Source organism: Allokutzneria multivorans (assembly GCF_039537405.1).
Classification (GTDB): domain Bacteria; phylum Actinomycetota; class Actinomycetes; order Mycobacteriales; family Pseudonocardiaceae; genus Allokutzneria; species Allokutzneria multivorans.
Genome location: NZ_BAABAL010000029.1, coordinates 1 through 17,400, shown reverse-complemented (window position 1 = coordinate 17,400; position 17,400 = coordinate 1). Strand labels below are relative to the sequence as shown.

The following is a 17,400-nucleotide window of genomic DNA, read 5'->3' as shown; positions in this document are numbered from 1 at the left end:
CGCGCACGCGGGCCTCACGGAGGCTGTGGCAATCTGGGTCGGTGACCCGAACGGAGCACGGACAGCGCGCAACGAAGGGCAACGGAGGCTCCGCTCGTCCGATTCGTCCGGAGAAGGCCCAGCAGGCGCAGCGCGTCCGGCGTGAGCGCCGCAACCAGGCCGAACCGCTCGTCGCGTCGTGGCAGCCGCGCCACGACGAGCGCGATGGCCAGCGCGAACGCCGGGAGAGGCCGAAGAGGAAGACCGGCGTCGCCGGGGCCATCGCCACCTACGGCTGGCGGGTCTACGCGCTGCCGGTGCTGGTCGTGCTGACCGTGCTCGCCTTCGTCGACTTCGGCACCGCGCCCCCCGAGCAGCAGGCGGGCAGCGGCCCGCAGAGCAACTCCAGCGAGGAGCCGCCCGAGCAGTTGGAGCCCGTCGTCGCGGAGGCACCGCCCGGCAAGATCGATGTGAACATCCCCACGGCCGAGCTGCCCAAGAACGGCGACAAGTACACCGAGGCCGGGCCGAACACCTTCTCCGTCGTGCGGGGTTCCTCCGAGGTGGTGGGGAGCACCGGCAAGCTCTACCGCTACACGATCGAGATCGAGAACGGCATCGACGCCTCGGTCGTGCAGGGCGAGGACGCCTTCGCCAGGGTGGTCGACGGCATCCTGGCCAGCCCGAAGAGCTGGATCGGCAGCAAGACCGGCGGCGTGCGACTCCAGCGGGTGGACAGCACCACTCCGGCACCGGACTTCCGGATCAGCCTCACCACGCCGGGAACCACGCGCAGGCCCGACGTGTGCAACTACACGATCCAGTACGAGGCGTCCTGCTGGAACACCACGCAGGACCGGGTCTACATCAACCTCGCCAGGTGGGTCAGGGGCGCGATCGCCTACGGACCGGACCTCGGGCTGTACCGGACCTACGCCATCAACCACGAGGTCGGGCACGTCTTCCGCAACCAGCACCGGGGCTGTTCGGACGAGGGCGGCGTGGCGCCGGTGATGATGCAGCAGTCCTTCGGCGTCGCCAACAACTACGTCGCCCTGCTGAACCAGGCCGACGCGAACAACAAGAACGCGGTCAAGGCCGACGGCAAGACGTGCAAGCCCAATCCCTGGCCCAACCCCTGACCCTGCTCCCAGGGGTTGGGACGTCTGGTCCACGTGGAAGAACGCGTGTAAGACGGGCGTTGACGGGCGCAGGGACGTTTTCGGTGCCCACGTGGCGAGGAGGAACACCCATGTCGACGCTGCCACCGCTGGTGGAGCCCGCAGCGGGGCTGACCAACGAAGAGGTTGCCCGCTACAGCCGCCACCTGATCATCCCCGAGGTCGGGGTGGACGGTCAGAAGCGGCTGAAGAACGCCAAGGTGCTGGTGGTCGGCGCTGGTGGTCTCGGCAGCCCGGCGCTGCTGTACCTGGCCGCGGCCGGGGTCGGCACGCTCGGCATCGTCGAGTTCGACACGGTCGACGAGTCGAACCTGCACCGCCAGGTCATCCACGGCCAGTCCGACCTCGGGCGGCCCAAGGCGGAGTCGGCGCGCGACTCGATCGCCGAGGTCAACCCGTTCGTCAAGGTCAACCTGCACCAGGTGCGGCTCGAAGCGGACAACGTCCTTGACGTCTTCCGCGACTACGACCTGATCCTGGACGGCACGGACAACTTCGCCACCCGCTACCTGGTCAACGACGCCTGCGTGCTGCTCGGCAAGCCCTACGTCTGGGGCTCGATCTTCCGCTTCGAGGGCCAGGCCAGCGTGTACTGGGCCGACCCGCCCGGCGGCGTCGAGGGCGTGCAGTACCGCGACCTCTACCCGGAGGCCCCGCCGCCCGGGATGGTCCCCTCCTGCGCCGAGGGCGGCGTGCTCGGCGTGCTGTGCGCCTCCATCGGCTCGATCATGGTGACTGAGGCGATCAAGGTCATCACCGGCATCGGCGAGACGCTGCTGGGCAGGCTGATGGTCTTCGACGCGCTGGAGATGTCCTACCGGACGATCAAGATCCGCAAGGACCCCAACGGCGAGCCGGTCACCGAGCTGATCGACTACGAGGCGTTCTGCGGCGTCGTCTCCGACGCGGCGCAGAGCGCGGCGGCCGGGCGCACGATCACCCCGCGCGAGCTCAAGGAGAAGTTCGACCGCAACGAGGACTTCGTGCTGGTCGACGTCCGCGAGCCGCACGAGTACGAGATCGTCAAGATCCCCGGCTCGGTGCTGATCCCCAAGGACCGCATCCTCTCCGGCGAGGCCTTCGGCGAACTCCCGCAGGACAAGCCGATCGTGCTGCACTGCAAGTCCGGCGCGCGCTCTGCGGAAGCACTCGCCGCGCTGCACCGCGCCGGTTTCGGCGACGCCGTGCACGTCGGCGGCGGCGTTCTGGGCTGGGCACGGGACATCGACCCGAGCCTGCCGACTTACTAGTCACGGCCGAAGGGGCGCTTGTTAAGCCAAAAGCGCCCTTTCCTCCGCCGTGCCGGTCCCGCGTTCTGTCAGTGGGTCGCGGTAGCGTGCCCAGTCGTGAACCCACCGCCGGAGCCGCCACCCCAACACGTGCGAGCGGCGTTCGGTGCACGTACCGCGCTGCCCGAGCCCTACGCGGGCGGCCCGGCGTGGTTGTGCGGCGACGTCGTGCTCAGACCGGTCTTCGATCCGTCGGAGGCCGCGTGGGCCGCGCAGACGCTCGATTCCCTTGAGGTCGACCAGCTCCGGCTGGCCCGGCCGCTGCGCTCCACCGACGGCAGGTGGGTGGTCGCGGGGTGGTCGGCGACCAGGCACATCGCCGGTCAGCCGGAGTCGCGGCACGACGAGGTGATCTCGGTGTCGCTGCGCCTGCACGCGGCAACGGTGGAGCTGCGCAGGCCCGACTTCCTGGACGCGCGCAAGGACATCAGCGCGATCGCCGACCGGATGGCCTGGGGCGAGGCGGATTCGCGCCTGGTGCCCGACCTCGGTGGGCGGATGTTCGCCGTGCTGGTCAACTCGCGCAGGCCGACGCGGTTGCGCTCGCAGCTGGTGCACGGGGACCTCTTCGGCAACGTGCTCTTCGCGGGCAACGCGCCGCCCGGGATCATGGACTTCACGCCGTACTGGCGCCCGCCGGAGTGGGCCGCCGCGGTGATCGCGGTGGACGCGCTGGCCTGGGGTGGTGCTGACATCGGGCTGACCAAGCGCTGGGCGCATCTGCCCGAGTGGCCGCAGATGCTGCTGCGCGCGCTGCTGTACCGGCTCGCGATGCACGCGCTGCACCCGCGCTCCTCCACGCAGACGCTCACCGGCCTGGACCGCGCCGCGCAACTGGTGCTCGAAGCCCTGTAGGCCGGTTAACACCGCTGTCATCTCGGGGTGAACGTTGCGACATCCGGGTGACGCAGGATGCCTCCAACGCGCTTTCGGAGGTGAGCAGATGCAGCCGCTCTCGTGGATTCAGATCTGTGGTTACGACGCGCTCTGGCCCGACCGCGGTTCGGTGACCGCGCTGCCCGACGGTGAGCAGGCGGCGGTGTTCCGCACCTTCGAGGGCTTCGTGCGCGCGGTCGGCAACCTCGACCCGGCGACCGGTGCTCCCGTGCTCTCGCGGGGCATCATCGGCGACCGGCGCGGGCGGCTGGTGGTGATCTCTCCCGCGCGCGAGCGGGCCTTCGACCTGGAGACCGGCGAGTGCGTCGAGGACCCTGAGCTGCGGATTCCCGTCTACCCGGTGCGCGTGGTGGACGGAACGGTGGAGCTGGGCATGGCCGCCTGACGGCCTGGGAATAGTTGAGAGTTCAACGAGCTTGTAGGGTGTGGATGGCCGTCGACCGAGGAGGCCCACCATGCCCGCTGTCACCGCGAACACCCTGACCCTGCCTCGCCTGCCGGAACTGCCCCGTGCGGAGACCGAATGGCGTGGAGTGAAGCGCGTCGTGCAGGCGCAGCGCTTCCTCGAAGGCGAGGGCTTCGCTGTGCGCCGCCCGTTCCCCGGCGTCGACCTGAGCCTGGCCGACCCGTTCCTGCTGCTGGACCACCTCGGTGCGGTGGAGTACGCGCCGGGCGAGGCCAAGGGCGCCCCGTGGCACCCGCACCGCGGCTTCGAGACCGTCACTTACATGATCGACGGCGCGATGGAGCACACCGACTCCATCGGTGGCGGTGGCGTGATCAAGGACGGTGGAACTCAATGGATGACTGCTGGTAGCGGGATTCTGCACAACGAGCTGCCGCCGCAGGAGATCGTGACGCGGGGCGGGCTCTTCCACGGCGTGCAGCTGTGGGTGAACCTGCCGCGTGCCATGAAGATGACGGCTCCGCGCTACCAGGACATCGGCGGCGGAGACGTCACGCTTCTGTCCAGTGTGGACGGTGGAGCGCTTGTCAGGGTGATCGCGGGCTCGCTCGACGGGCACGACGGTCCTGGCGTGACGTGGACGCCGATCACCTACCTGCACGCCACGGTCAGCGCGGGCGCTCAGCTCGACCTGCCGTGGCCGCGCGACTTCAACGCGATGGTCTACGTGCTCAACGGGCGTGGCGCCATCGGTGTTGAGGGGCGGCCGTTGGAGGAGGGGCAGCTCGGCGTGTTCAACGCGGGTGCTGCCTTGACGATGCGCGCGCACACCGACTGGGACGTGCTCGTGCTGGGCGGGCGTCCGATCAACGAGCCGGTCGCGCGCTACGGGCCGTTCGTGATGAACACGCGCGCGGAGATCATCGAAGCGATGGAGGACTACCAGGCGGGCCGCCTCGGGACGATCCCGGCGGAGCGCATCGCCCACCGTGGTCCGACCGACGAGGAGGTGTCGTGATGAGCATGGAGCTGTTCGAGCGCGGGCGGATGTTCCGCGAGGCCGGGGACCCCAGCGGTGCCGCGCGCTTCCTCGTTCTCGCCGCTGCTGAGGAGCCGACCAACCGCGCGGTGCTGGAGGAGCTGGCGTTGGCGCACTTCCAGTCCGCCTCGCTCGGGCGTGCCGAGACCGTGGCGCGCGAGCTGACGCGGCTGGACCCGTCCGACGGCTACGCGCGCCTGCTGCTCGGCCGCACGCTGACGCGGCTGTCCCGGCACTCCGAAGCCGCGGTCGAACTCAAGCTCGCCGCGGCCCTCGGCGCCGCCTGAGCCCTGCCGCCCCGCCGGAGGGTGGGGTGTCTTCAAGACCACCAAACCCCCTTGTCGATCATCGTTAACTGCCACAAACCCTCAGCGCCGCGAGGGTTTGTGGTGGTTGAAGACCGCGAGGACGGGGGTTGGGCGTACTTGAAGACCGGCAAACCCGGCCCGGCTTCGTTGGGGGCGTTAGAAGAGGCCGGGTTGGGGGTCGTCGGCCGGGGCGGGGTGGAGTGCGGGTGACTCCTCCCAGCGGTGGGCGGCGAAGTCGATCTTGCCGTCGAGGATCGCCACGCCTTCGGCGCGCAGGAGTTGGAGCTGCTCGTCGGCCAGGTGCGGGGCGGGGGTGCCGTTCGCCCGCAGGACGCGTTGCCACGGCAGGTCGTGCCCGTCCTCGGCGAGGATGCGGCCCACGATGCGCGGCGACGGGGCCTTCGCCACCGCCGCCACGTCACCGTAGGTCGCGACCTGGCCGACCGGGATGGAGCGGATCACGTCCCGCACGCGCTCGTGTATCTGTTCGTCCACGCCCCGATTGTCGCGCAGGGCACCGACAACGCGGATCAGCCCGTGTAGCCGGCGGTGATGCGGGTGAACTCGTAGGTGCCCTGGTTGATGCCGGAGCAGTTGGAGCCCGCCGCCCCGCAGTTGCCGAAGTCGCGGTTGAGGGCCCAGAACGTGAAGCGCCCCAAGTGGTTCCGGCGCGCGTAGTCGCGCATCGCGGAGTAGTTGGCCGCGGTGACGGTCTCGTTCTGGTCGGTCTTGCCGTTCATGGACGAGATGCCGCTGCGGCGGTAGGCGTCGGCGGCGGAGTAGCCGAAAGTGCTGCTCAGCCGCGAGCGGAGGTTGTCGACGGCGCTGATGGTGTCGGTGACCATGTTGCCGCCGCCGAAGTTGAACGGCATCAGGGTCCACACGTCGACGTTCGCGCCGAGCTCGCGGGCGCGGCGGATGAGGCGCTGGCCGTCGGCGTCGGGGCCGTTCTTGGCCGTGCCCATGGTGATCACGGTCTTCACGCCGGGGTTGCGGTCCTTCACGATCTTCAGTGCACCGAGCACCTTGTCCTGCGAAGCCGGGTTGTGGAACTCGGTGTTCTCGATGTCGATGTCGATCGCGGTGAGGCGGAACGCGTCGATCACCTTCTGGTAGGCCCCGGCGAGCGCGCTGGCGCTGCCGCAACGGTCACCGAGCTTGTTGCCGGACCAGCCGCCGAAGGACGGCACGACCTCGCCGCCCGCCCCGCGGATCTGGTTGATCAGCGCGGACTTCGACGACAGCTCCTGGGTGCCGTCCCACTTCGGGTTGCAGCCGCCGTCGGAGAGCACGAAGGCCAGGGTGAAGGACTTCACGCCGGTCTGGCGCATCACGTCGACGGCGTTGATCGTCCTGCCCCAGCTGTACAAGTAGGGCGATGCGGTGACGGGATCGACAGCCGCAGCGGTGGCGGGTGTCGCTGTGCCGATGACGGCGACGGCGCTGAGCGCGCAGAGCATGGTTCGCCGCAGAAACCTCATGGGGTCCTCCAGTGCAGGGGGGACTCGCGTCGAGGCGGCGAACCGAGCGAGCGGTAAGCGCTCTCCACGGTGGACTAGACCACTGGGGCTGTCAACCATCCCTTCGTAGGGCGACACGGGCACCCGGTGCTGGGCGTCGTCGGGGCAGCGTGATTGCATCGGAGGCGTGCCCGCAGTTCACGCGCCGACCCTGGTACGCGGGTCGGACCGGATCAGGCGGCGTCCCGAGTGGGACGTCGCGGGTCGGCGCGTGCTCGACAACCCGGGCGGGTCGGTGCGCGTGCTCGGCGGGCCGGGCACGGGCAAGACCACGCTGCTGGCCGAGGTGGCCGCCGACCGCATCCTGAACCGGGGGCTCGATCCGGAGAACGTGCTGGTCCTGTGCACGAACCGGAAAGCGGCCACGGCGATGCGGGCGCACATCACCTCGCTGATCAGCGAAGCGCGCGTTGACAGTCCGCTGCGCACGATTCGTGAGCCGCTCGTGCGCACGGTGCACTCCTACGCCTTCGCGGTGCTGCGCCTGCACTCCACGGCCTTCGAGCTGCCGCCGCCGCGCCTGCTGTCGGGGCCGGAACAGGACGTCGTGGTGCGCGAGCTGCTCGCGGGTGACATCGAGGACGACGCGGACTACTGGCCGGACCGGTTGCGACCCGCGATCGCGGTGCCCGGCTTCGCGGCGGAGCTGCGAGACCTGTTGCTGCGCGCGGCGGAGCGCGGGTTGGGGCCGGAGGACCTGGTCGAGCTGGGCAGGGAGCACGCTCGGCCGGAGTGGGTCGCGGCGGGCACGTTCGGCGCGCAGTACGAGCAGGTGCAGCTGCTGCGCGGCTCGGTGGGCTCGGAGGCACCGCAGGCGACGGCGCCCGCGCTCGACGCGGCGGAGCTGGTGGGCTCGGCGCTCGGCGTCCTCCACCTGGAACCGGAGTTGTTGGAGCGCGAGCGCGCCAGGGTGCGGCTGCTGCTGGTGGACGACGCGCAACATCTTGACCCGCAACAGTTCGAGTTGATTCGCGTGGTCGGCGACTCGGCGGGGGAGTTCGTGCTCACCGGGGACCCGGACCAGGCGGTGTTCTCCTTCCGCGGAGCCGATCCGCAGCTGTTGCGGGATGCTCCTGGACGCACGGTCACGCTCTCGACGGACCACCGGATGAGCCCGGCCGTGCGCGAGGCGGTTCGTCGGCTGATGGCTCGTTTGCCAGGCGCGGCAAGGACTTTGACCGGGCCGGAGGACGAGGAGCCCGGCGAGGTCGCAGTGAAGCTGTTCGCCTCGGGCGCGCAGGAAGCGTCCTGGGTGGCGGACCAGCTGCGGCGGGCGCATCTCATCGATGAGGTGCCGTGGTCGGAGATGGCGGTGGTTGCGCGGTCGACGGGGCTGGTGCTCCCGGTGCTGCGGAGGGCGTTGCTCGCGGCGGGTGTTCCGGTGAACGTCGACCTGGACGAATTGCCGTTGCCGCAACAGAGCGCGGTGTGGCCGCTGCTGACGTTGTTGCGGTGCGCGGCGCGGCCGGACGATTTGAACCCCGAGGTGGCGGCGGCGTTGCTGTCGAGCCCGCTCGGCGGTGCGGACCCGTTGGCGCTACGGCGGTTGCGGCGCGGACTACGGCGGCTGGAGCTTGCCGCTGGCAGTGATCGGCCGAGCGGTGATCTGCTGGTCGACGTTCTGCAGGAGCCGGATCAGCTCGCGGGGCTTGAGGATCTGGCGGCGGCGCCGGCGCGCAAGGTGTCCGGCCTGATCCAGATCGCCAGGGAAGCGATCGCGAAGCACACCAGCGTCGAGCAGGTGCTGTGGCAGGTGTGGCAGGCGAGCGGGCTTGAGCTCCGCTGGACAAGGCAGGCGGCCCGCCCGGGACCGGCTGGGGCGCAGGCGGATCGGGATTTGGACGCGATCGTCGCGCTGTTCGACGCGGCGGCTCGTTACACGGATCGGCTTCCTGGCCAGGACGTCGCCGGGTTCGCGGACTACCTGACCGCGCAACAGATCGCGGGTGACACGCTGGCCGCCGCGGCGCCGAAGGGCGAGTCGGTCGCGGTGCTCACCGCGCACGCCGCAGTCGGCCGCGAGTGGACGGTCATCGTGGTTCCCGGCGTGCAGGAAGGCGCCTGGCCGGATCTGAGACTGCGCGGATCGTTGCTGGGCGTGGAAAAGCTCATCGACCAGCTCGCCGGACTGGAGCCGTCGGACAAGCTCTCCGCCACCGCGCCGATCCTGGCCGAGGAGCGCAGGCTGCTGCTCGTCGCGGCCAGCCGCGCGAAGAAGAAGCTGTTGGTCAGCGCGGTTCGCGGTGAGGACGAACAACCGTCGCGGTTCCTCGACGAACTGGACGGCTTCGACCAGTTCGGCACCGAGGAAGCACCGCGCCCGATCGCGAAGCCGGAGCGCGGGCTGGTGCTCGCCGAACTCGTCGGTGAACTGCGCTCGGTGGTGTGCGATCAGGACGCCGAACCGGACAAGAAAGCCCGAGCGGCCGCACAGCTGGCGAAGCTCGCGCAGGCCGGAGTTCCCGGAGCGCACCCGGACAACTGGTACGGCCTCCCGGAAACCTCCACCGACGCTCCACTGTGGACAGAAGGGGACACCGTATCGGTCTCTCCGTCCACAGTGGACGTTCTCACGCGGTGCCCGATGCGGTGGATGGTGGAGCGCCACGGCGGGCAGGACTCCGCCGAGCTGGCCTCGATCACCGGATCGCTGGTGCACGCCTTGGTGCAGGCCGCCGCCGAGGGGGCCGACAACGACACGCTGCGCAAGACGCTCGACCAGGCGTGGGCGACGGTGGACGCCGGAGCCCCGTGGTTCTCGCGCAAGGAACGCACGCGCGTCGAAGGCATGCTGACCGCCTTCATGACGTGGTTGTCGAGCAGTCGCGCGGAGCTGACCCAGGTCGCGGTGGAGAACGAGCTCGCGGTGACGCTGCAACCGAAAGCGGGCGGCCCATGGCTGAAAGTGCGGGGCCGTGTCGACCGGCTCGACGTGGACAAGGACGGCCGCGCGGTCGTGGTGGACGTCAAGACCGGCCGCAATCCGGTCAGCAAGGCCGATGCCGAAGAACATCCGCAGCTCGCGGTCTACCAGCTCGCGGTGGCGCTCGGCGCGTTCACCAAGCTCGGGCTGGGCACGGAGCCCGGCGGTGCGCGTCTGCTGTTCGTGTCCAAAGAGGACAAGAAGACCGGAGCCGCTGAGCGCGTGCAGCCGCCGCTGGACGAACAGGCCGTCAAGGCGTGGACCGACGTGGTGCACGCGGCTGCGGCGTCCTGCGTCGGGCCGGAGTACACGGTGACCGAGAACGCGGACTGTTCTCGTTGCCCCGCAAGGACTTGCTGTCCCATTCAGCCTTCGGGTCGACAGGTCACGGAATGACCGCCGACGTACGCCTCCCAGCGGAGGCTGCGAGATGACCGCCAGCCCGGCCCGCATCGCGGAAGCCCTCGGCCTGCACCCCCCGACACCGGAACAGGCCGAGGTGATCGCCGCTACCACCGAGCCCGCGTTGGTGATCGCGGGTGCGGGAGCGGGCAAGACCGAAACGATGGCGGCGCGCGTGGTCTGGCTGGTCGCCAACGGCCTCGTCACGCCGGATCGTGTGCTGGGTTTGACGTTCACCCGCAAGGCAGCTCGTCAGCTCGCCGATCGCGTGAGACTGAGGTTGCGGCGCCTGGCCGGATCCGGGCTGCTCGAAGACCTGGATCCCAGTGGTGAGCGCAGAAACGCGGTGCTGACCGGTGAGCCGACGGTGCTGACCTACCACGCCTACGCGGGACGGCTCGTCGGTGAGCACGGGCTGCGCCTGCCGGTTGAGCCCGGCGCGCGACTGTTGCGGGAGACGGCTTCTTGGCAGCTCGCGCATCGCGTTGTCTCATCGTGGACCGAGGACATCAACACTGACAAGGTGCCGTCCACGGTGACCGGATACCTGCTGGCGCTAGCGGGTGAACTCGGCGAACACCTCGTCAGCCCAGAGCGCCTGCGCACGCACGCGGAGGCGTTCTGCCGCGCCGTCGAGAGCGCGCCGAAGGGACCCCGCCAGCGCAACGAGCTGAGCCAGGACCTGCAAAAAGTCCTTGCCGCACAAAGACTTCGGATTGCACTCCTGCCCTTGGTCGAGGAGTACGCCGCACGGAAGCGGCGCGAGGCGACGATGGACTTCGCGGACCAGATGGCCATGGCCGCGCGCCTCGCGGAGGAGCATCCGGAGGTCGTGACCGGCGAGCGCGAGCGCTACGGCGCTGTGTTGCTGGACGAGTACCAGGACACCGGTCACGCACAGCGCGTGTTGCTGCGCGCGTTGTTCGGCGGTGGTCATCGCACGCCGGTTCCCGTTACGGCAGTGGGTGATCCGGCGCAGGCGATCTACGGTTGGCGCGGCGCGAGCGCGGCGAACCTCCCGCGTTTCGCGACGGACTTCCCGCGCTACGGCGAAGATCGGCTTGAGCCCGCGCGGCGCTACGGCCTGCTCACGAGCTTCCGCAACCCGCCGCAGGTCCTGGCGCTGGCCAACGCGGTGTCCGAGCCGCTGCGCACGGCCGGGCTCGACGTGGAACCCCTGCGCGCCAAGGACAATGCCGGTCCGGGCGATGTGCGGGTGTCGCTGCTGCCCGATGTGCAGCAGGAGTTGGACTGGATGGCGGACACGATCTCCGCCTACTGGGAGTCCAGGGTGGACGCCACGGGGGAGTCGCCGACCGCTGCGGTGCTCGTGCGTCGGAGATCGGACATGGCCGAGATCGCGACGGCACTGCGGGATCGCGGACTGCCGGTCGAGGTCGTCGGACTCGGCGGACTGCTGGACGAGCCTGAGGTGCGCGATCTGGTGAGCGCGCTGCGCGTGCTGGTCGACCCGCTCGCGGGCACGGCGGCGATGCGGTTGCTGACCGGATCTCGTTGGCGCATGGGCGTTTCCGATATCGCCGCGTTGTGGGACCGGGCGAAGTTCCTCGCAGGCGGAGCGGATGCGAAGCCGACCGGGACCGACGCGATCGCCGACGCGCTGCCCGGAGAGCACGCCGAACTCGCAGGCCTGGTCGACGCGGTGGACGACCCCGGAGACGCCGAGGCGTACTCCGCGGAGGGGTTCAAGCGGGTTCGCAAGCTCGGGCGCGAGCTGGCCGCACTCCGCCGCAGGATGGACCAGCCGCTGCCGGAGCTGGTGGCCGATGTCGAGCGGAACCTGTTGCTGGACATCGAAACCCTGGCCCGGCCCAACAAGATCGGCCGCGCCCAGCTCGACGCTTTCGCGGACGTGGTCGCGGACTTCGCCTCCGCGAGCCCCTCCGCGACGCTGCCGTCGCTGCTGGACTTCCTGAGCGCGGCGGAGCGGGCCGAGGACGGCCTGGAACCGGGCGAGGTCGAGGTGGCCGAGGACCGCGTGCAGATCCTGACCGTGCACTCCGCCAAGGGCCTGGAGTGGGAGATCGTCGCGGTGCCGCACCTGGGCCGGGACGTGTTCCCCGGCAAGAAGAAGTCGTCGAGCTGGCTGCGCACTCCGCAACAGCTGCCCGCCGAGCTGCGCGGTGACTCGCAGGACCTGCCGACGCTGTCACTGGAGAGCTGCGCCAACCGCAAGGAGATCGAGACCGCGCTCAAGATCCACGAGGAGGACTTCGAGGAGCGCAGGCTGATCGAGGAGCGGCGGCTGCTCTACGTCGCGCTGACCAGGGCCGAGCACGCGCTGCTGGTGTCCGGGCACTGGTGGGGCGAGACGGGGGAGAAGCCGCGCGGGCCCTCGGACTTCCTCACCGAGATCCACGCCGCCATGGTCGAGGCACCCGAGATCGGCTCGGTGCAGCACTGGGCGCCGGAGCCCGTGCTCGACGAGGGAAACCCGTTGGCCCAGGCCACGAAGACCGCGAAGTGGCCGCACGATCCCTTGTCCCGCAGGCGTGCCGCGGTGCAGCGAGGCGCGGACATGGTGCGCGCCGCCCTCCAGGAGCCGCCGCCGGAGGTGGACGAGGAGGACGACCCCGAGGGCTGGGCGCGCGACGTGGACGTGCTGCTGGAGGAACGCGCGTCGGCGGCGACCAGGCGCGAGCAGGTGATCCTGCCGTCGCAGCTGTCGGTGAGCCAGCTGGTCGAGCTGGCCGCCGATCCGGGAGCGCTCGCCAGGCGGCTCCGCCGTCCGCTGCCGTTCCCGCCGAACCCCACCGCGCGCCGAGGCACCGCCTTCCACGCGTGGCTGGAGCGGCGCTTCGGCGCGACGAGGCTGCTGGACCTCGACGAGCTGCCGGGCGCGGCCGACGAGACCGCGGTGCCCGACGCGGATCTGGAGAACTTGCAGCGCGCGTTCCTGGCCAGCGAGTGGGCCGACCGCACCCCGGAGGAGGTGGAGGTGCCGTTCGAGACCGAGGTGGACGGCATCGCGGTGCGCGGCCGGATGGACGCGGTCTTCGCCGACAAGGACGGCGGCTGGACGGTCGTGGACTGGAAGACCGGCGCGGTGCCCGACTCGGAGCACCTGCCCGCCGTGACCGTGCAGCTGGCCGCCTACCGACTCGCGTGGGCGAGCCTGCGCGAAGTGCCGCTGGAGCGCGTTCGCGCCGCGTTCCACTACGTCCGCCACGACCACACGTTGCGCCCCACCGACCTGCTGGACGCGGAGGGGCTGCGCGGCCTGCTCCGCTCCGTCCCGCGACCCGGCTAACCTGGCGGCGTGCCCGCCTCTTCCGCCAGCCGCGAGCCCGCTGTCCTGCTCGATCCGGAGAACGGCGCGTGGTCCTGTGTCGGCAGAGAGCTGACGGTCGTAGCGAGGGCCATCCGCTGCCACCTCGACCGCCTGCTCGCCGCGCGCGGGCTGACCTTCGCGGGCTTCCTCGCGCTCCAGGAGCTCGGCGCGGGCGCGCGCGGGAACTCCGAGCTGGCGGCCCGGTTGGAGATCGAAGCGCCCACGCTGACCAGGCAGATCAACAAGCTGGTCGCCACCGGGCTTGTCGAGCGGATCGTGCCGGAGAACAACCGGCGGTGCGTGCGGTTGTCGTTGACCCGCAAGGGCCGCGCGCTGCTCACCACGCTGCGACAGGAGGTCGCCGACGCCGACGCCGAGGTGCGCTCGTGCCTCGCCGAGGAGGAGCTGATCACCCTGCGGGCGTTGCTGGGACGGCTGGGCGCGCGGTTGGAGGAGCTGGAGGTGCCGGGCCGTCAGCGCGACGAGGGCTGGTGCGCCAGCTCCAGCGTGCGCTCGTAGAGGACTTCCAGCAGCCACCGCCCGAACAGCGACGGGCCGAACTCCCCGGAGCGGTCCTCCGGCGGCACCAGAGCGGTCGCGCCCGTGCCGTCCGCGGTGACCACGCCGATGCCGTAGTAGTCGAGCTCGATCATCCGCCACGGGTCCTCGGGCTGTGGCGACGGCAGCACCACCGCGCACGGCGCGAGGGTCATCAGCGTGCCGCAGGAGGTCAGCGCCCGGTCCACCGAGGACTCGAACACCAGGACGCCGAGCAGCTCCACCGCGGGCACCGGGACCTGGTCGTGGAAGCTCGGCTCGAACCAGGAGCGGAACCACGAGGGGTCCGACTCCGGTGGCCAGCCGTTGCGCGCGCGCCACTCGTGCACGTCGCTCCTGATCCGGACGACGGCGGAGACCTGTTGTCCCAGCACTGACACGTCTGGGACGACCACGCCGTGCCAGCCGAGTGCGGTCGCGGCGTGTTCGAGAGGCGGCACCGGGGCATCGTAGGCCCCGGCGCAACGCCTTGTGGAGGCCGTTGCGGAGCAAGTGCAATTGGCATTTGGCGCCTTACCCCGGACTACCTGCGGATTTGGCGTGCATTTACCGAAAATTTAGTAACCTCGTTGATTCTCCACCGCGTGTCGCCCTATCGGGTGACTAGCGCCCGCCTGCACTCCCTGCGTCGCAGGCCGGGCGTCGACACGTGAAGGAGTCACAGGTCGATGAACCTGCGCTCGATCATGACCACGCTGGGGATCGCGGCCGTCGCCGCCACCCTGCTCCCCGGGCCCTCCGCGCTCGCCTCCGCCCTACCGGGCACCGAGGCCGGCGTTCCCGAGGTCCAGCGCCTCGCCGGGTTCACCCCGCCGACGCAAGACCGCAGCGGCGTCAAGCTCAGCCACGCCGCCGCGGCCACGCGGCTGCGCAACGCCGGGCTCACCATCTGGTCCAGCGGCAACTGCTCGGACCGCCTCAACCCGAACTGCACGTCCTTCGAGCAGATCAACTCCGGGACGATCGACGGGGTCATCACGCTGAAGAACGCCAGCGGCTGCTCGATCAACGTCACCGGCGGTACCGAGGACGCGCACGGCTCGCACGCGGGCTACTCGCACTGGAACGGCTACAAGGTCGACTTCAGTCGCAACGACTGCGTCGAGGGCTACATCCGCCGCACCTTCGCCAAGGTCGTCCCTCCGACCTTCGGCATCGAGCAGTACAAGGCGCCCAGCGGCAACATCTACACCAACGAGGGTGACCACTGGGACGTTCTCTACTGGTGAGCTCGCTTCCGCACCCGCAACGCCCACAGCACCAGGGGAACCTGGAAGGGCAGGCGCGCGTAGGCGATCAGCCGCTGCTTCGCGGGCTTGTTCCGGTAGTCGTAGGCCATCTTGACGTTGGCCGGGAAGACCGCCGCGAACAGGCCCGCGGTCAGCAGCCCGCCGAGCCCCCGGGTGCGCGGAACGGCCACGGCCGCCGCGCACCCCAGCTCGGCGACGCCGGAGAGGTGGGTCCACAGTCGTGCCGAGCCGGGCAACCGGCTCGGCACGATCGCGTCGAAGGGCTCCGGCTTCACGAAGTGCAGCACGCCCATGCCGCCGAGGAAGGCCGCGAGCACCACGGCCGAGGTCTGCTTGTCAGCTGCCATTACTGAACGGTAACTCCCGGAGTGCGCGCGACGCGCGGGGAATCACAGCCCGTGGGCTGCTCACATGCCTTAACCTCCCGCTCCGTGACCGACGCGCACCATCCGGGCGCGGGTTCCGCCGAAGCACAGGAGGTCTCGGCCCGTGCCGAGTCCTACCTCGCGGACCTGCGTGACTGGCTGACCATCCCCTCCATCAGTGCCGATCCCGCCCACGGAGACGACCTGCTGCGCTCAGCGCGCTGGCTCGCGACCGCGTTGCGCCGCGACGGCTGGCCCGAAACCCGGATCTGGGACGACGGGTGCGCCCGTCCCGCCGTGCACGCCGTCTGGCGCGGCGACGGCCCCACGGTCCTCGTCTACGGCCACCACGACGTCGCGCCCATCCGGGACGTGCAGGGCTGGCGGCACCCCCCGTTCGAACCGGCGCTGCGCGACGGCGCGCTGATCGCCAGGGGAGCGGTGGCCAAGGGGCTGCTGACCTCCGTGCGGCTGGCGGTGGCCGCGCACCTCGCCGCCACCGGCAAGACCCGCCCGGCCGCCACGGTCGTGCTGCTCGCCGAGGGAGCGGGCGCCGTCGGCTCCGAGCACCTGGAGCGCCTGGTCGACGCGCACCGGGCGGAGCTGGACTGCCAGGTGATGCTGATGCTCGCGCCCACGCCGAGCGCCGCCGAGCCCACCCTGCTCGCCGAGCTCGGGGTGCCCGCGCTCGGTGGCCTGCCGGTGCTGGACGGGGCCGCCTCCGACCCCGCCGACATCACCCAGCAGGATGAACAGCTCAGCACCTCGCTGCTGCTGCACAACGCCGTGCGGCTGGCGGGTCTCCTGGGCGGTCCGCGCCGGAACCCGGCGGGGATCGACCTTCTCGACCACGGGAGCGCGGCATGATCCGCCTTCGTCGCACGACCGACGACCTCGACGTCAAACCGGGGCACGCCCTGGTCGGCGTGCTGAAGATCCCGACGCACACGATGAGCCCGATCCGCGCCATCGTGCGCAGGGTCATCGGCGCCTCGCTCGCGCTGATCGCGACGGTGCTGATCGTCTACTTCGACCGCGAGGGCTACCGCGACGTCAACGAGGACGGGCTCTCGCTGCTCGACTCGATCTACTACGCGACCGTGTCGCTGTCGACCACCGGATACGGCGACATCACCCCGGCCTCCCCGTCGGCCCGGCTGATCAACGTCCTGGTGATCACCCCGCTGCGCGTGCTCTTCCTGATCGTCCTGGTCGGTACCACCCTGGAGGTGCTCACCGACCGCTCCCGGCAGGCTCTCAAGATCCAAAGTTGGAGGTCCAAGGTGCGCGACCACACGGTCGTCATCGGGTACGGCACCAAGGGCCGCTCCGCGGTCACCGCGCTGCTCGGGGAGGGGACCGAGAGCACGCAGATCGTCGTCGTCGACACCGACCACGAGTCGCTGGAAGCCGCCTCCGCCCAGGGCCTGGTCACCGTGCACGGCTCGGGCACCCGCTCCGACGTGCTCCGGCTGGCCGGCGCGTCCAGGGCCAAGGCCATCGTGGTCGCGGCCAACCGCGACGACACCGCCGTGCTGGTCACGCTGACCGCGCGCGAGCTGGCCCCGAAGGCGCAGATCGTCGCGGCGGTGCGGGAGGCGGAGAACGTCCACCTGCTGCGCCAGTCCGGCGCCGACTCGGTCGTGGTGTCCAGCGAGACCGCGGGCAGGCTGCTCGGCATGGCCACCTCCACGCCGTCGGTGGTGGAGATGTTCGAGGACCTGCTCACCCCGGACGCCGGGCTGGCCATCTCCGAGCGCGAGGTCGAGGCCGGGGAGATCGGCGGATCGCCGAGGCACCTCTCCGACATCGTGCTCGGCGTGGTGCGGGGCGGCCGCCTCTACCGGGTGGACGCGCCCGAGGCCGACGCCATCGAATCCGGCGACCGGCTGCTCTACGTCCGCAAGGTGACCCCGGCTGGAGAGGACTAGCTGTACTGGCCCGAGAGGTTGGGAACGCGGCTGGCGGGTGGTTGGCCGTTGAGTGCGGTG

General features: G+C 70.5%; 16 protein-coding genes. 12 read left to right on the top strand and 4 right to left on the bottom strand.

Going from position 1 to position 17,400, the window contains the following annotated elements; genetic code table 11:
- Positions 1-41 precede the first annotated feature (41 nt).
- The 6 genes from ABD798_RS36855 to ABD798_RS36830 all read left to right on the top strand — a co-directional run bounded on the left by ABD798_RS36855 (position 42) and on the right by ABD798_RS36830 (position 5,078).
- Positions 42-1,121, top strand: coding sequence for a DUF3152 domain-containing protein (locus tag ABD798_RS36855; RefSeq protein WP_344886250.1), 1,080 nt, complete (start codon positions 42-44; stop codon positions 1,119-1,121).
- 110 nt (positions 1,122-1,231) lie between these two features.
- The gene (gene moeZ, locus ABD798_RS36850; RefSeq protein ID WP_344886248.1) at positions 1,232-2,410 is read left to right on the top strand and encodes an adenylyltransferase/sulfurtransferase MoeZ; all 1,179 of its coding nucleotides are present in this window, start codon (positions 1,232-1,234) and stop codon (positions 2,408-2,410) included.
- 96 nt (positions 2,411-2,506) lie between these two features.
- On the top strand, positions 2,507-3,304 hold the full coding sequence (locus ABD798_RS36845) for a TIGR02569 family protein (RefSeq protein WP_344886246.1): 798 nt from the start codon (positions 2,507-2,509) through the stop codon (positions 3,302-3,304).
- Positions 3,305-3,392: 88 nt separating this feature from the next.
- Entirely contained in the window at positions 3,393-3,731 is a 339-nt protein-coding gene (gene nirD, locus ABD798_RS36840; protein ID WP_086826655.1) for a nitrite reductase small subunit NirD, read from the top strand.
- A gap of 70 nt (positions 3,732-3,801) precedes the next feature.
- Positions 3,802-4,770, top strand: a complete 969-nt coding sequence (locus ABD798_RS36835) for a pirin family protein (protein ID WP_344886243.1) — start codon at positions 3,802-3,804, stop codon at positions 4,768-4,770.
- The gene (locus tag ABD798_RS36830) at positions 4,770-5,078 is read left to right on the top strand and encodes a tetratricopeptide repeat protein (RefSeq protein WP_344886241.1); all 309 of its coding nucleotides are present in this window, start codon (positions 4,770-4,772) and stop codon (positions 5,076-5,078) included. Before ABD798_RS36835 ends, ABD798_RS36830 begins: the two co-directional genes overlap by 1 nt.
- A 177-nt stretch (positions 5,079-5,255) precedes the next feature.
- Here the strand turns inward: ABD798_RS36830 and ABD798_RS36825 are convergent, their stop codons facing one another.
- On the bottom strand, positions 5,256-5,594 hold the full coding sequence (locus tag ABD798_RS36825; RefSeq protein WP_344886239.1) for an MGMT family protein: 339 nt from the start codon (positions 5,592-5,594) through the stop codon (positions 5,256-5,258).
- Between the two features lie 35 nt (positions 5,595-5,629).
- Positions 5,630-6,580, bottom strand: a complete 951-nt coding sequence (locus ABD798_RS36820) for a chitinase (protein WP_344886237.1) — start codon at positions 6,578-6,580, stop codon at positions 5,630-5,632.
- Between the two features lie 166 nt (positions 6,581-6,746).
- Between ABD798_RS36820 and ABD798_RS36815 the strand changes: the two genes are divergently transcribed.
- From ABD798_RS36815 to ABD798_RS36805, 3 genes are read left to right on the top strand one after another with little or no spacing between them, the layout of a single operon-like run.
- Positions 6,747-9,938 carry an ATP-dependent helicase gene (locus ABD798_RS36815; protein WP_344886235.1) on the top strand — a complete coding sequence of 1,064 codons (3,192 nt, stop codon included), beginning with the start codon at positions 6,747-6,749 and terminating at the stop codon, positions 9,936-9,938.
- A gap of 34 nt (positions 9,939-9,972) precedes the next feature.
- On the top strand, positions 9,973-13,215 hold the full coding sequence (locus ABD798_RS36810; protein ID WP_344886233.1) for an ATP-dependent helicase: 3,243 nt from the start codon (positions 9,973-9,975) through the stop codon (positions 13,213-13,215).
- Positions 13,216-13,224: 9 nt separating this feature from the next.
- Positions 13,225-13,755 (top strand): MarR family winged helix-turn-helix transcriptional regulator, encoded by a 531-nt coding sequence (locus ABD798_RS36805; RefSeq protein ID WP_344886232.1) that lies wholly within the window; start codon positions 13,225-13,227, stop codon positions 13,753-13,755.
- On the opposite strand, the gene ABD798_RS36800 is transcribed toward ABD798_RS36805, so the two are convergent.
- On the bottom strand, positions 13,710-14,234 hold the full coding sequence (locus ABD798_RS36800; RefSeq protein ID WP_344886230.1) for a hypothetical protein: 525 nt from the start codon (positions 14,232-14,234) through the stop codon (positions 13,710-13,712). The two genes, ABD798_RS36805 and ABD798_RS36800, sit on opposite strands and share 46 nt — an antisense overlap.
- A gap of 228 nt (positions 14,235-14,462) precedes the next feature.
- On the opposite strand from ABD798_RS36800, the gene ABD798_RS36795 reads away from it, so the two are divergent.
- Positions 14,463-15,023 carry a hypothetical protein gene (locus ABD798_RS36795; RefSeq protein WP_344886228.1) on the top strand — a complete coding sequence of 187 codons (561 nt, stop codon included), beginning with the start codon at positions 14,463-14,465 and terminating at the stop codon, positions 15,021-15,023.
- On the opposite strand, the gene ABD798_RS36790 is transcribed toward ABD798_RS36795, so the two are convergent.
- Positions 15,014-15,391: a DoxX family protein gene (locus tag ABD798_RS36790; RefSeq protein WP_344886226.1), complete on the bottom strand. Its 378-nt coding sequence runs from the start codon at positions 15,389-15,391 to the stop codon at positions 15,014-15,016. The genes ABD798_RS36795 and ABD798_RS36790 overlap by 10 nt on opposite strands.
- An 84-nt stretch (positions 15,392-15,475) precedes the next feature.
- On the opposite strand from ABD798_RS36790, the gene ABD798_RS36785 reads away from it, so the two are divergent.
- Positions 15,476-16,276 (top strand): M20/M25/M40 family metallo-hydrolase, encoded by an 801-nt coding sequence (locus ABD798_RS36785; RefSeq protein WP_344886224.1) that lies wholly within the window; start codon positions 15,476-15,478, stop codon positions 16,274-16,276.
- Positions 16,273-17,340 (top strand): potassium channel family protein, encoded by a 1,068-nt coding sequence (locus ABD798_RS36780; RefSeq protein WP_344886221.1) that lies wholly within the window; start codon positions 16,273-16,275, stop codon positions 17,338-17,340. The genes ABD798_RS36785 and ABD798_RS36780 overlap by 4 nt, the downstream gene beginning before the upstream one ends.
- Positions 17,341-17,400: the final 60 nt, after the last annotated feature.